The 13,845-nt window shown below is 53.1% G+C and carries 15 protein-coding genes and 1 pseudogene; 9 read left to right on the plus strand and 7 right to left on the minus strand.

Going from position 1 to position 13,845, the window contains the following annotated elements; translation table 11 throughout:
* The first annotated feature begins 4 nt into the window (after positions 1–4).
* The 5 genes from AB4N76_RS17770 (at position 5) to AB4N76_RS17790 (ending at position 5,781) form a co-directional block, all read left to right on the plus strand.
* On the plus strand, positions 5–1,372 hold the full coding sequence (locus AB4N76_RS17770; protein ID WP_046031881.1) for a PelD GGDEF domain-containing protein: 1,368 nt from the start codon (positions 5–7) through the stop codon (positions 1,370–1,372).
* On the plus strand, positions 1,350–2,339 hold the full coding sequence (locus AB4N76_RS17775) for a hypothetical protein (protein ID WP_046031882.1): 990 nt from the start codon (positions 1,350–1,352) through the stop codon (positions 2,337–2,339). The genes AB4N76_RS17770 and AB4N76_RS17775 overlap by 23 nt, the downstream gene beginning before the upstream one ends.
* A complete protein-coding gene (pelF, locus tag AB4N76_RS17780) occupies positions 2,336–3,850 on the plus strand; it encodes a GT4 family glycosyltransferase PelF (RefSeq protein ID WP_460163312.1) in 1,515 nt (504 codons plus the stop codon). Before AB4N76_RS17775 ends, pelF begins: the two co-directional genes overlap by 4 nt.
* Positions 3,851–5,221, plus strand: a complete 1,371-nt coding sequence (gene pelG, locus AB4N76_RS17785) for an exopolysaccharide Pel transporter PelG (protein WP_460163313.1) — start codon at positions 3,851–3,853, stop codon at positions 5,219–5,221.
* A gap of 137 nt (positions 5,222–5,358) precedes the next feature.
* Positions 5,359–5,781 (plus strand): organic hydroperoxide resistance protein, encoded by a 423-nt coding sequence (locus tag AB4N76_RS17790; RefSeq protein ID WP_046031885.1) that lies wholly within the window; start codon positions 5,359–5,361, stop codon positions 5,779–5,781.
* A gap of 130 nt (positions 5,782–5,911) precedes the next feature.
* Here AB4N76_RS17790 and AB4N76_RS17795 read toward each other — a convergent pair whose 3' ends face one another.
* The 3 genes and pseudogenes from AB4N76_RS17795 to AB4N76_RS17805 all read right to left on the minus strand — a co-directional run.
* Positions 5,912–6,232: a DUF6124 family protein gene (locus AB4N76_RS17795; protein WP_460163314.1), complete on the minus strand. Its 321-nt coding sequence runs from the start codon at positions 6,230–6,232 to the stop codon at positions 5,912–5,914.
* 329 nt (positions 6,233–6,561) lie between these two features.
* Positions 6,562–6,765, minus strand: a complete 204-nt coding sequence (locus AB4N76_RS17800; protein WP_046031886.1) for a hypothetical protein — start codon at positions 6,763–6,765, stop codon at positions 6,562–6,564.
* A gap of 51 nt (positions 6,766–6,816) precedes the next feature.
* Positions 6,817–6,891, minus strand: a pseudogene (locus AB4N76_RS17805) (hydrolase); the annotation flags it as partial.
* 216 nt (positions 6,892–7,107) lie between these two features.
* Between AB4N76_RS17805 and AB4N76_RS17810 the strand changes: the two are divergent.
* The 4 genes from AB4N76_RS17810 to AB4N76_RS17825 all read left to right on the plus strand — a co-directional run bounded on the left by AB4N76_RS17810 (position 7,108) and on the right by AB4N76_RS17825 (position 10,683).
* Positions 7,108–7,371: a hypothetical protein gene (locus AB4N76_RS17810; RefSeq protein WP_046031887.1), complete on the plus strand. Its 264-nt coding sequence runs from the start codon at positions 7,108–7,110 to the stop codon at positions 7,369–7,371.
* A gap of 821 nt (positions 7,372–8,192) precedes the next feature.
* The gene (locus AB4N76_RS17815) at positions 8,193–9,038 is read left to right on the plus strand and encodes a phosphoribosyltransferase-like protein (RefSeq protein WP_258578522.1); all 846 of its coding nucleotides are present in this window, start codon (positions 8,193–8,195) and stop codon (positions 9,036–9,038) included.
* Positions 9,035–9,379: a hypothetical protein gene (locus tag AB4N76_RS17820; RefSeq protein WP_185754785.1), complete on the plus strand. Its 345-nt coding sequence runs from the start codon at positions 9,035–9,037 to the stop codon at positions 9,377–9,379. The genes AB4N76_RS17815 and AB4N76_RS17820 overlap by 4 nt, the downstream gene beginning before the upstream one ends.
* Before the next feature lie 275 nt (positions 9,380–9,654).
* Entirely contained in the window at positions 9,655–10,683 is a 1,029-nt protein-coding gene (locus AB4N76_RS17825; RefSeq protein WP_080925314.1) for a reverse transcriptase domain-containing protein, read from the plus strand.
* 471 nt (positions 10,684–11,154) lie between these two features.
* On the opposite strand, the gene AB4N76_RS17830 is transcribed toward AB4N76_RS17825, so the two are convergent.
* From AB4N76_RS17830 to AB4N76_RS17845, 4 genes are all read right to left on the minus strand, one after another.
* The gene (locus AB4N76_RS17830) at positions 11,155–11,712 is read right to left on the minus strand and encodes a hypothetical protein (RefSeq protein WP_038978440.1); all 558 of its coding nucleotides are present in this window, start codon (positions 11,710–11,712) and stop codon (positions 11,155–11,157) included.
* 90 nt (positions 11,713–11,802) lie between these two features.
* On the minus strand, positions 11,803–12,177 hold the full coding sequence (locus AB4N76_RS17835) for a hypothetical protein (RefSeq protein WP_038978441.1): 375 nt from the start codon (positions 12,175–12,177) through the stop codon (positions 11,803–11,805).
* Between the two features lie 98 nt (positions 12,178–12,275).
* A complete protein-coding gene (locus tag AB4N76_RS17840) occupies positions 12,276–13,220 on the minus strand; it encodes a hypothetical protein (protein ID WP_460163315.1) in 945 nt (314 codons plus the stop codon).
* 320 nt (positions 13,221–13,540) lie between these two features.
* Positions 13,541–13,828 carry a hypothetical protein gene (locus AB4N76_RS17845; protein ID WP_460163316.1) on the minus strand — a complete coding sequence of 96 codons (288 nt, stop codon included), beginning with the start codon at positions 13,826–13,828 and terminating at the stop codon, positions 13,541–13,543.
* Between the last annotated feature and the right edge of the window lie 17 nt (positions 13,829–13,845).

The raw sequence follows: 13,845 nt of genomic DNA on the forward strand, positions 1-13,845 counted from the left end.
TGCAATGAATTCTCCCCATATGGATTACAGCCTCGCGCCGCGTGCCAGCGGCCCGGTGTCTTGGCTGGAAACGCTGTTGGTGACCGGTGCGGCCATCGGCCTGGGCTTGTGGCTGACCCCGCAAGACCCGTTGCAAATGCACAGCGGTTTCCCCTGGCCGGTGCTGGCGCCGTTGCTGCTGGGTGTGCGTTACGGTTTTGTGCGCGGCCTGGTCAGCGCCAGTCTGCTGGTGATGGCGCTGTTCGCCCTGCGCTACGTCGGGCATGAAGGCTACAAAGAGCTGGATCCGTCGTTCATTGTTGGCGTGCTGGTCAGCGGCATGCTGGTGGGCGAGGTGCGCGATCTGTGGGAGCGGCGATTGCAGCGCCTGCAGATGGCCAACGATTACCGTCAGTATCGCCTCGATGAATTCACCCGGGCACACCAGATTCTGCGGGTCTCTCACGACCTGCTGGAACAGCGCGTGGCCGGCAGCGATCAGAGTTTGCGCAGTTCCCTGCTGGGCTTGCGCGACAAGCTGCGGGTGATGCCGAACGAAGGTGATGCGCTGCTCGCGCTGGCCGATCCGATCGTGACCATGCTCGGCCAGTACGGTGCGTTGCGCGTGGCCGGTTTGTACCGCGTCGACGAGCGTGAAGAAAATGTGTTGCCCGAAGCCTTGGCGACCATCGGCGTCATGGGGCCGTTGGGCACCGAGGACGGTCTGGTCAAGCTGTGCCTGGAGCGCGGTGAACTGGTCAGCGTGCGTCAGGAGCTGATCGATGCCGGCAGCTCGGCGCAATTCTCGTCGCTACAGGCGTGCATTCCGCTGATCGATGCCGAAGGTCGACTGCTGGCGATTCTGGCCGTGCGGCAGATGCCGTTCTTCGCCTTCCAGGATCGCACCCTGAGCCTGCTGGCGTTGCTCGCGGGACACATCGCCGACCTGCTGCGCCGCGACCCGCAAGTGCTGCAATTGGCCGACGCCGACGCGCAGCAGTTCACGTTGCAACTCAAGCGATCGCTGGTGGATGTCGAGCAGCATCAACTGGCGGCCGGGCTGTTTGCCTTCGAAATCACTCGTCACAACGATGAGCTGACGCGTCTGCTTGAACGTAGTCAGCGCGGCCTCGATCTGCATTTGTCGCTGCGTAACAACCTCGATCATCAATTGCTGCTGGTGCTGCTGCCGTTGACCAGCCCGCAAGGTACTGAAGGCTATCTGGCTCGGATCAACCTGATGCTGCACGAGCACTTTGGCGTCGAAAGTAGCCTGGAAAGCCTTGGCGTACGCGTGCTGCCGTTCAACCTGGAGCCTGGCTGCGAACGCAACGGGCTGCGTAATTTCCTGTTCAACGAGTGTGGCCTGAATGATCAGCAAGTGGCTGTTTAGCGGAGCCTTGTTGTTAGAGGCGGGCAGTTGGGCCAGTTTGTGGCTCGCGGCGCCCGAGTTACAACAATTGCTGGTGTTCACCCTCAGCCACGGTCTGGCCTGCGTGATGCTGTGCGCGGCGGTGTGGCTTTTGCTGCCGGCGCGTTACCGTTCGCCGTTGCCGTGGAGCCCGCTGTTCATCTTCAGCCTGGCGTTTTTTGTGCCGGTGCTGGGGGCGGTGGGCGTGGTCGCGGCGATTTTCCCGGCGCTGTACCTGCCGCGCAAACGCGATAAGCAGGCCTGGAAAGCCGTGGGTATTCCGAGCCTGCCGTACCGCGCGCAGTTGCAACTGCATAAGCCGATCTTCGCCGATGGCGGTTTGCAGGACGTGTTGCGTCATGCGCCCGATCCGGATCAGCGTCTGGCCGCGTTGCTGGCCACCCGGCGCATGCCCGGCAAAGAAGCCGTGCCGATCCTCAAACTGGCGCTCGCCGACCCGAGTGACGATGTGCGACTGCTGGCGTATTCGATGCTCGACAAGCAGGAAAGCGACATCAACCTGCACATCCAGATCGCGCTCGGCGAACTGGCCGACGCCAATGCCAAAGCGGCGGGTTCGCTGCACGGCAGGTTGGCGCGCTGGTACTGGGAACTTGCGTATCTGGGGCTGGCGCAAGGCAGTGTGCTCGAACACGTGCTGACCCAAGCGGGTGAGCACGCCGAGCTTGGCCTCGCCGCCGGCGAGGGCGGAGAGCTGTTTCTGCTGGCCGGACGCATCGCCCTGGAACGTGGCGATATCGAGCGCGCCGAAGTGCTGCTCCGTCAGGCCCAGGAGAACGGGATGGGCGCGGCGCAGGTGCTGCCCTTTCACGCCGAGCTGGCATTCGAGGCCGGTCGCTATCACGAAATTCCCGGATTGCTGGCGCGCCTTCCCGAGGAAACCCGTCAGCGTCCGCCGTTCGCCGCATTGGTCAGGAGCTGGACATGACTCAAAAGGAACAGGCACCCGTTGCCGACATTTGCCTGCTGCTCGAAGGCACCTGGCCTTATGTGCGCGGCGGCGTTTCCAGCTGGATTCACCAGATGATTCTGGGGCTGCCGGAGCTGACCTTCTCGGTGATGTTCATCGGTGGACAGCGTCAGGCGTATTCGGCGCGACGCTACGAAGTGCCGGCGAACGTGCTGCACATTGAAGAGGTGTTTCTCGAAGATGCGACGCATCCGACCGACACCCTTGGCGATCCGCGAGAGGCCGACGAGCAGCAATTGCAGGATTTGTATCGTTTCCTGCATCACCCGGATGCGCCAGAAGCGGAGCTGGGTGAACGCTTGCTCGACTGCATCGCACAGGGCCGCTTGACCCTCGACGACGTCTTGCGCAGCCGCGCCAGTTGGTCGGCATTGAGCGAAGGCTACCGTCAGCATTGCGCCGACCCTTCTTTCGTCAATTATTTCTGGACCCTGCGCTCGATGCAGTCGCCCCTGCTGATGCTCGCCGAAGCCTCGCGCCGGATGCCGAAAGCGCGGGTGCTGCACTCGATTTCCACCGGCTATGCGGGCTTTCTGGGGTGCATCCTCAAGCAGCGCTGGAACTGCACCTATTTGCTCAGCGAACACGGCATCTACACCAAGGAACGCAAGATCGACCTGGCGCAGGCCAGCTGGATCGCCGAGAGCTCCGGTCAGGCGTTGAACCGCAGTCTCGACGCCGGTTCGGGGTACATCCGCACGTTGTGGGTGCGGTTTTTCGAGCGCATCGGTCAGCTGACTTACAACAGCGCCGACAACATCATCGCGCTCTATGACGGTAATCGTCAGCGGCAAATCAAGGACGGCGCCATCGGGGCCCGCACGCAGGTGATTCCCAATGGTATCGACCTGCCGGTCTGGACGGCCGCGCTGGAATCCCGTGCGCAGGGTATTGCACCGGTGGTGGGGCTGATCGGACGGGTAGTGCCGATCAAAGACGTAAAAACCTTTCTGCGGGCGATGCGTGGCGTGATCAGCGCCATGCCGCAGGCCGAAGGCTGGATCGTCGGCCCGGAAGAGGAAGACCCGGAATACGTCAACGAATGCCGCAGCCTGATGGCCAGTCTCGGGCTGGAAGGCAAAGTGCATTTTCTCGGCTTCCAGCGCATTCAGGACATCCTGCCCAAACTCGGCCTGATGGTGCTGACCTCGATCAGTGAGGCGCAACCGCTGGTGATCCTCGAAGCCTGGGCCGCCGGTACACCGGTGGTCAGCAGCGACGTGGGTTCGTGCCGCGAGTTGATCGAAGGCGGCAGCGCCGAAGACCGAGACCTCGGACACGCGGGCAAAGTGGTGGCCATCGCCGACCCGCAAGCCACCTGCGCGGCGATCCTCGAACTGCTGCGCAGCCCGCAACGCTGGGAGGCCGCGCAGGCCAGCGGCTTGTTGCGGGTTACTCGTTACTACACCGAAGCCTTGATGCTGCAGCGTTATCGCGATTTGTATCAAGCTGCCATGGAGAACAGTTAAATGGCCGGGATTGGCTTCGAACTGCGAAAAATCCTTTCGCGTGACTCCTACACCGCCACCTTGCACGCCTACGTGTACGCCGGCTTGATCAGCTCCGGCCCGTGGGTGTTGTCGATCATCAGCGTGATGTTGGTGGGGATCATCAGCCTCGGCTTGTTGCTGCCCAACGCATTGGTCGGGCAGTTTCTGGTGACGGTGACGTACCTGATGGCCAGCTCGTTGATCCTCACGGGCGGCTTGCAGCTGTTCTTCACCCGCTTCGTGTCCGACCGCTTGTTTGAACACAAGTACGATCAGATTCTGCCCAACCTGCTGGGCGTGTTGTTGCTGGTGACGCTGGGCGCCGGGTTGCTGGGGATTGTCGTGCTGGGCTTGCTGTTCGACCAGCCGCTGATTTACCGCGTGTTGGTCCTGGCCAATTTTGTGGTGCTGTGCAACTTGTGGCTGGTGATCATCTTCCTCTCGGGGATGAAGGCCTATAACCGCATTCTGCTGGTGATGCTGGTGGGGTACTCGCTGATGGTCGTGAGTGCTTACGTACTCAGCTTTCTGCAAATGCCGGGCTTGTTGCTGGCGCTGTTGATCGGGCACAGCACACTGCTGTTCCTGTTCCTCTACGACATCCTGCGCGAGTACCGCGCCGAGAAACTGATCGCCTTCGATTTCCTCGCACGGCGCAACGTTTTCCTCAGCCTGCTGGCCACCGGCTTCTTCTACAACCTGGGCATCTGGATCGACAAATTCATGTTCTGGTTCAACCCCGGCACCTCCAGCGAAATTGTCGGCCCGCTGCGCGCTTCGATCCTGTACGACTTGCCGATCTTCCTCGCATACCTGGCGATCATCCCCGGCATGGCGGTGTTTCTGGTGCGCATCGAGACCGATTTCGCCGAGTGGTACGACCGACTTTTTCGGGCGATCCGCGAAGGTGAAACGCTGCAGCACATCGGTCAGCTGAAAACCGAAATGACCTTGTCGATCCGTCAGGGCCTGGTGGAAATCTGCAAGGTGCAGGGGCTGACGGCGGTGCTGTTGTTCCTGTTCGCACCGCGCTTGCTGGAGTGGCTGGGCATTTCCAGTTATTACCTGCCGCTGTTCTACATCGACTTGATCGGTGTGAGCATCCAGGTGGTGTTCATGGCCTTGCTCAACGTGTTCTTCTACTTGGACAAACGCACCGTGGTGCTGGAGTTGTGCGTGCTGTTCGCGGTGTTGAACGCCATGTTGACCCTGTTCAGCATGTACCTGGGGCCAAGCTTCTTCGGTTATGGCTTTACCTTGTCGCTGCTGATTTGTGTATTGCTGGGTTTACACAGGCTGACCACCGCACTGGAAGATCTGGAGTACGACACATTTATGTTGTCGCGCTGACGGATTATTCAGGCACAAAAAAGGCACTGGCGATGATCGCCCAGTGCCTTTTTTTTCATCCGACCAACGTCACCTGTGAACAGGGATTGCACTGCTAGGCTTGCCTACTCTGTCGCTTCCCTTCAGGAGTCACGGCCATGAGTACTGCACTGGAAACCGTTCTGTACACCGCAAAAACCCACACCGTCGGCGGCCGCACCGGCACTGGCAAATCCAGCGACGGCGAGCTGGACGTCACCTTCAGCTCCCCCGGCTCGGGTAAGCCCGGCACCAACCCGGAGCAACTGTTTGCACTGGGTTATTCAGCCTGTTTCATCGGCGCGATACAGGTGGCAGCGGGCAAGATGAAAATCAAATTGCCAGAAGATACCTCGGTGGATGCAGAGGTGGATCTGGGTAAAACCAGTGCCGGGGACTTTCAGTTGGCGGTCCGGCTGAACGTCAACATTCCCGGGCTGGAGGCGGGGGTGAAGCGTGAACTGGCTGAGGCGGCGCATCAGATGTGCCCGTACTCGCGGATGACCCGTGGGCATGTTGAGGTGGAGTTGAAGGTGGTTTAGGTGTGATGAAGAAATTTCAGTCATACACCTGACCCATGTGGGAGCGGGCTTGCCCGCGATGACGATGGTTCATTCAATATGGATATCGAATGACACACCGCCATCGTGAGCAGCTCACTCCCACAGGGGACTAGCAGTGTGGTGATTTTGGCAACTCAACGTTATCCAGCATCCGGTTCACCGCCAGTTCCGCCAGCATCACAATCTGCTGAATCGCCATCGCCATCGCCATCGCCGTGTGCCGATGCGGCCCTTCCAGATACCCCGCAAAATTACTCGTCATCACACTCGCCGAAGCCAATGACTCACAGGCATGCGCCAACAGGTCTTCGTCGTTGATATCCGGCGAAACGAAAAACATCGTGCTGGGTTTGCGGGATGCGGGGGATTTGAGGATGGAGCAGGGGGGCGCGTCGTCCGCAGTAGGCGGATTTGGGGTTACTTTAATCATGGCAACTATCGTCCGTTGAGTCATAGGCGCTGCCACTGCTCCGATTCCACTCGAATGGGTGGCAACTGTGCGCGGGGTGGAATAACCGAGATAAACGGACAAAACCCGGCAGGCCCGAAGGCCTCCCACGCACAGCCGCCATAACTTAAAACTGCGGCTGAAAAAGCGCCGCAGTATGCCATGGGGGCAAGTTTGTTTATCTCGGGATTCCACACCCGATCGCTGATGCGCAGCGACCGACAAAGCCTATCCACTCCACTTCCCACCCTACAACCGTCAAAACCTGTCGGAAATCTCTCCAAAAACCCCGGCGTCTGTAGGACCTGAAACTAATTCGAAGCCCCGACCCCAAACTTCAACCCACCCCAATTCCAATCCTTCGACTGCTTCGTATAACAGCCCGGCTGATTGGCCGGCTCGGCATCACAGGCAATCCGCCCGTTCTTGTTGGTGTCCGTGGTGCGGTCGTTGTAGTACGCGCAACCAGACGTCAGGGAGAGGGTTAACGCGACAAGCAGCATTTTGAATTTCATGGCGGCTTCCTTGCGAATAGAACGCCAGCATAGGCCCGATTGTGTTGGGCTGCCCAGCCTGCCGGTTCGATCCAGTGATGAGCCCACGGTCAAATCCGTAATCAACGTTGGCTGTAACCCCGCATCTTGGGGTTTTCATAGAACAAACTGAGTCGTTACCGATGTCCATCTTGCAATCATGCAGATAACAGCCTTGCGCCACTGCCTGTCTGTCCATATCGTCAGATTTCACATACCGCAAAGTGCTTTGAGAGTTGTGAGCGCACGCTGTAACACACGTTTTCGCTGAGTTCTTCGGTGAGCAAACGAAGCGACTGAGCGATAAAAAATGGGAGAAAAATCATGATTCGCAAGCACTACTTGAAAGCCTTGGCGACGCTGCTCATCGCCGCCGGCGTGCAGTGGGTGACGCTACCCGCCTACGCGACCGAGCAGGGTGAACAACGGCGTGATGCTCGCGATACCAGGCAGGAAGGGCGTTCCGATGCCCGGCAAACCAAGGATGAGTGTAGAAAGGGCAATGACAAGAGCAACGTAGAGTGTCGCCAGGACAAGCGCAGTACCAAGCAAGATACCCGTCGCACAGCTCGGGACATCAAGTACTGATCGTGAACGTGGTCTGCCAGTGGGTCAATCGCTCCACGCGTCGGTCAAGCGATCAGGGATTTCGAGCGGTCGGCAGAGTGCCGGAGAGGATGCCGCTGATAAGTCGCCGATGTGGGCGTGAGTCGACAGGACGCCACAACAATCCTCCGCAATTTTCCAAACCCCAGATGCAACAAAACCCGCACTTGGCGGGTTTTGTCTTGCTTCGTATTTGGTGGGCCGGGGTAATTTGAATCTGTTAAGTAAGTTATTGATTTAAAAAATTAATATCGTTTTTGGTTTTTTGCTGGAATACCAACTGGAATACCGTGCGAAATTGACTACCCGTTTGCATTCGATCTGACCACCGATTGCATCGGAGTTGACCAGCACACTTCGTAACCATGGTTGGCAGTTAACTGCGCATAGCTGCCGGTGACGACAGGCAGAAATCGGCCGATTCTGTTGAAAAAGTCGGCCATGGTTTGCGCATCAGAAAAGTACGCGTCCGAGATTGAAATCTTTACTTTTGGCAGAGGCTTCCAGATTCGGATTTCACGTAGCAGCGTGCAAAAAAGGCGTTTTCACCGGTCAATGATCAGGCAGTTTGGGCAGACCAACTTTTTCAACAGAATCGGCCAGAAGCTGCCATTCGCGAATGGCTCCCAGGGCTGAGAGAGGCTACACGGCACGCGTTCGTGCTCCGCTTGCATATCGCAGCGAAATAGACATTGAAGTCATTGGCCTTGATAGCACGCTGCCACCCGTCTATATTCCAGCAGCCGGCATGGAAACGTGCAAAATCTCGGCCTATAGGCTCGAAGCTCAACAGACACGACCCCATGGACACAAAAGAAAACTTCAATACCATATTAAATCTCATAGCTCGCCAGCCTTGGATTGGAGATAAAACTTCCGAGCTCAGCCATGTGCTATACGAGGAATGCAAATGCGCCAATTCCCGCGAGATGCTAATAAAAATCCTTGACAACTTCTCCTATCTATCAGCTCAAGAGTATAGCGAGAAATTAAACTCGTTAGCTGAAGAAGTTATGTCCGAAGCTGGTTACGAGGATAACGCTCAGATAGTAGCAATGGCAGCTGACTCTGGCCCAGACAGCTCGCAAGAGCTTTTATATAACTTAAAATATATTTTCACCAAAAGGGAGTGGCATAGCTTTTGCGGTGTGAATACGTTTGGCGGGGCTCTAAAAAACTTTAAACGCACTGGGCGTAAAAAAATCTATATTATTGATGACTTTGTTGGTTCAGGCCAGACCGTCATAGGGCGCTATAAAGAGCTAACAAGTGTTTTCACTAATGCAGGTGTGGCCGATTTTTCGATTACTTTCAAAGTGTTAGTTTCAACTCTTCACGGTGTTGAGGCAGTTAGGGCGGCTGGAATCGAAATCTCTGCTCAACTCATAATTAAAAAGGCCATTGATGGATGTTTTCCGGAAGAGGTTGCGGCTCAATACCGATCCTTGATGGATGATTTAGAATCAGGTCTTTCCCAAGATTATGAAGGCATAAAGCTGCCAAAGCTTGGGTACAACGGCGCTCAGGCCGCTTACTGTCGAGAGGCTGCGAATACTCCGAATAGCGTATTTCCTATTTTTTGGTGGCCATTTTATATTGACAATCAAAAACGAAAAACCATGCTTCACAGAGCTATGAGGGATGCATGATTAAATACACTACGCCCAGCATGCTTCGTGCAGACTTTGTGATAATGAAAGTTTTGCAGGAGTCATTATCCGGCTTGCAACCATATACAATATTAAAACGCAGCAAGCTCTCTGGCGAAATATTCTTCAAGGTGTTCAGCGCTCTAGCTGCAAAGAAATTAATAGTTGAGCACGACTCTCTTATTCACTTAAGTCCGGCAGGAAGAGAAGTATTTTTAGCAGGTTCCGGAAGGGTGCTATCAGGCCGAAAAAGCTGGCGACAAGTCCCTAGCGAAATGAAAGGTCGCAAAATTCGAGTTGACGACTTCTACGTGCCTAACATCTATCTACTAGATCAATGACCTAGGACATAATAGAATTTGTTTTTTTGTTTGAATTTCTGTATTCTCACCTTCGCCCACAGAGGCTAGTACGTTGGAGTGCAGTCGCTCCCTAGGTTAAGGTGTCCGATAACCGATATTGCAACCACTGGCGGTGAAGCATACCAGTGGCTGCAATGCTACAACGCTTCGCGTTTCCGCAGAACCGCAAGGCGCACAAAAGCGGGCTTCGCCCACTTCCGCACGCCTCGCGGTTTAGAGCGCAAGTCTAGAAGGTAGCCATCTGTGGGCTTATTATGAAAATAATAAATGAATGGAAGCACTTTTTTTTAAGTCGCGGAATCCCTCAAAAGACAATAGATCAATACCTTGATCAAATAAAGTCACTTACAGCATCTAACTCTCCAATCATATTCGAGGTTGAGCACTTATCCCTGTTGCTTGGAATAGAGTATTTAACCATCCAGGCAATGATAAACGGAACCCCCAGATTTTATAGGGAGTTTACTATTAAAAAAAGAACTGGTGGTAATCGTACTATACATGCCCCCTACCCCAGTCTTCTTCAATGCCAGGATTGGATCTACCAAAATATCCTTCTCAACTGCGCCGTTCATGATAACGCGCACGGCTACATTCCTAAACGATCAATTTTCACTAACGCAAGCCCCCATCTTAACTGCAAAGTTTTGCTTAAGATGGATCTAAAAGACTTTTTCCCATCAATAGGAATTGGTTGGGTAATAAATCTTTTCTCAGGGCTTGGTTATTCGCACGGCGTGTCATACGCACTGGCGTCTTTATGTTGCAACAAGGGCTGCTTGGTTCAGGGCGCGTCTACAAGCCCCTACCTTACGAATATTCTGCTGCATGGGTTGGACGAACGACTGGCCAAATTAGCATCCAAGAGCAACTTGAAATATACCCGTTACGCTGATGATATGACCTTTTCAGGTGGCTACATCTCGAACAAACTGCCCGCACTTATAGAATCTATAGTGAGTGATTATGGGCTTGTAGTGAATGCTACAAAAACTAGATTAATGATAAACAAAAACAAAAAAATTGTTACAGGCCTGTCAGTTGCTGCTGACAAACTTAGAATTACTAGAGAGCTCCGGCGCTCCATAAAGCAGGCGGTGCACTATATCGAGCGATATGGCTTTCTCTCTCATGTGTCACAAGAAAAAATCAAAGACCCGTTTTACCTAGATTCTATTTTAGGAAAAGTTAATTTTTGGTTGCAAGCGGAACCTCATAGTTCCGATGCTAAGATTTGTCGCGACATATTACTACCCCATTTCGGTAAAAATTATCAGGCATAACTACTTCGTAGAAATGTCTATAGCCCACCTTTTGCACTCCACTAACTTTACAAGGTGCTAACGACCGCTATTGGCCGATTTCTGTCTGTCGCCACCCTCAGTTAGGTGGCTTGGGGCTGGCGACCAGTTAAACATTGAGAGTTAGATGGAGTGATGGTGTTAAATCCAGTCAGGGATACGGCTATCGCCCCCTAATGTTCAGAAAATATGATCCGGGTACATCGAGGTAACTGACCATGGCCGTTTTGATGTTCTGCCCCGGCAGTGACCACTTCAGCGAAGCCTCTGCGCTGATAGAGGCGTTGTCCATATGGTTTGCACCCCTGCCGAACAAGGTCACGGTCCGATCCAGCACTCAGTGTCAGGCGGCAAACCTTCGGTTTCAGAAATCCACCGACGGATGAGCAGCCGGCGCGACGAGTTGTTGTGATCGTCGAACAGACTCCGCTGTTCCGGCGAAGGCTCGACTTATTAGGCAGATTTCTGCACCCATACCAACAACCAGTAAATAGACCAATAAAGCAAAGTTGATGCTCCAACAAACATCAACCCCCAAACTACAGCGAGCTGAAGTTTGCTTGGCTGAATGGCGGGAGTAATATTTATGTACTTTGCCGCCATTTCATCTGACTTGCAGTGAGAGTGAATTTGACTCCATAAGCTAGGAGGAAAATACAAGTAAGAAATACTTATCTGCTCGCCAGGAACTAGGGTGGGAATAACTATCTCGGCTGAGTTATCTTTGCCTCTGATGATTTCATGTGCAAGTTGAGGGTGAATTTGAAAAGCCGGCAAGAAGTAATGACCAATGCGTACATTATGCGCAGTTCTCTTCCCGGCATTGCGCACGACAATGCTGTGAGTATTGACGTTCGTGTTTTTTTCATCATGTAGAGGTATTGCTGAGGAATGAACAAGATAGGTTATAAGTTTTGGCCTTGCCTCAAGGTAGCTCTTAACAATTAAGCCAACTATGGCTGTAAGAGCTGGCGCCAGCAGCTTGGCAAAGACATTAATATCAAATTCCATCTATTTTCCCTGGCTAACGCTTGGTAAAAGGGCGGGCTTTAGCCCGTCCCGAGTGAGAGAAGCGAACGGCCTTGAACCGTTTGTTAGGGATCATGAACCAATTACTGCTTTACATACAGGGCATGAGCGACTCTTTGTATTTACTCTGTTGGTTAGGCTCTTTTTGTTTTTTGAATCATAGCACGCGGAGCAGTATAGACCTTCTTCGCCTTCAAATTTATAGCAGCCCCATTTGATGGAGGGCTTCTGCTTGCTCTCTGGACTTGCGGCCTTTAAAGCTCGTAAATTTTCTGTTTGATTTGCAAGCTGGGTTTTTAGGTCTGCAATTTGAAGCTTCGCGTCAGCAAGCTCGTTCGATAGATCTGCTAGTAAATTTTTGAACTCCGCTTCCGACAGATTTTTAGATATGTCGCGAAGCCTGCTCACTATGGAGATGGAGTTGTTGATTGTTGATACGATATCCATGGAGTCTCCTTGGATTCCTAGTGATTAAGCTAAGGGCGCGCGGAACGCGGTCCCAGTGAGTGAAGCGAACGACTTGAACCGTTTGTTATGCGTGCTTGCTAGCTGCTTAATTTCGGTATTATTTCGAAGGCGTACTCATGTTGAGAATTTATAATGCTGTCGAGGACTTCATAATTTCCGTTCTCTAACTTAACCACAGGAAGTTTCACTGAGATCATGCCACTTTTACTATTATGAGCCACTTCAAAAAGCCATGCCAATGCGCCATGTTGATCTTGCTCATAGGAGGCGACAGACATTGGGATCTCGGCATGCTCGGATTCCCATTCAAACTCGCAATCCAGACCAAGACGTACAAATTCGTCATCATAATAATAGTAAAGGGTATCTTCGCCAGCATTACTAAATGATGCCTTTCCCACGCCATCTTCGCTGGTCGCTGAGTTAAGTAAATCCTGCTTGTCTCTAACTGAAAGCCTGCATATATCCAATAATGAAATCATGTTTGTTTTGTCTAGGGACCATATCTTGTCATCAAGCTCATGCTGTAGTGGCTTTAGCCCTAGCTTTGCAATTTGGCCTGGCCCAACATACGGCCTTATGCTGCGAATGTTTTTGATGTTTATATGATGATACAGGAAGATAAACTTTATAAAATCTAGTGGAATCCTTTCCGGCGATAGATCCTTTAATGTGACAAGAAATATTTTCGAGCCGGATTGTCCAGCTTTCTCCTTGATGCTGGAAGCAAAGTCTTTTCTAGAAACACATATAAGATGTTGAGCTCCAACATCTTCAATTTTCCCTAGCCAGCCACGGAAGGTATTGATGTCGACTTTAGAGTTGCGATCTTGTACTTCTACAATTGTAAGTGTCTCTCTGGGAGGCGATCCATTTCTTATCACAATGTCACACTGAGCAGTGTGGCCTTGCGTTGAAGTCAACACCGGAAGAAATACGTTTTGTTCTATTCGTGCTGTCGGTGAGATAGAGCGCTCAATTATCTCTACAATCTTTTCAAGGTCATCACCTGGCTTGCTCATTCTTGCTTCTCAAAAGATTATCTGTGGGCAGTAAAGATTCAGCGCAACAGGTCGACGCTACCGATTTGCCACTAGTTTGTCCACAGGCTGCTGTTGGCCGATAGTTGCCTGTCGTAACGGGCGGCAAGCGCCCCATTGCAGTCATTCTGACTTTCTCGACGCGTACTTTTTCGACCTGTCGTTAGTTGCTCAGAGAAATCTCCGGTTTTTATCGTTGAAAGGCGTAGCGACTAGTACTGGACCCAAAAAATCTTCTTCCGGAGATCCAGATCAACCTGAATCTGGATATAGGCGTATCAAACCCTTCACTCAGAGGACTCTTATCTTTTTTCCTTGTGTGGAACAGCTGGGTTGAGAGTAACTGTCGGCGATTTTCTGTGGCGGTTACGTGAACGCAGCAAGCGACGCCAGCCGAGGACGATTCCAGTAACACTGATGGCGAAACCACCGAGGCTTAAGGCGATGATCAACACCTCACGCAATAGCGAACGCTCCAGCAGCGGCAGCCAGTCCCAGCTGTGCAGTAGGTTGACCAAAGCACCGGAGAATGATGCGAGTCCGAAACAGACTGTTGCGGGATGCCCCGACGTCGAGATTGTTCTCGTCATTGAAGTCATCGTCCCCA

The sequence above is a fragment of the Pseudomonas sp. S2_F03 genome, from assembly GCF_054668335.1.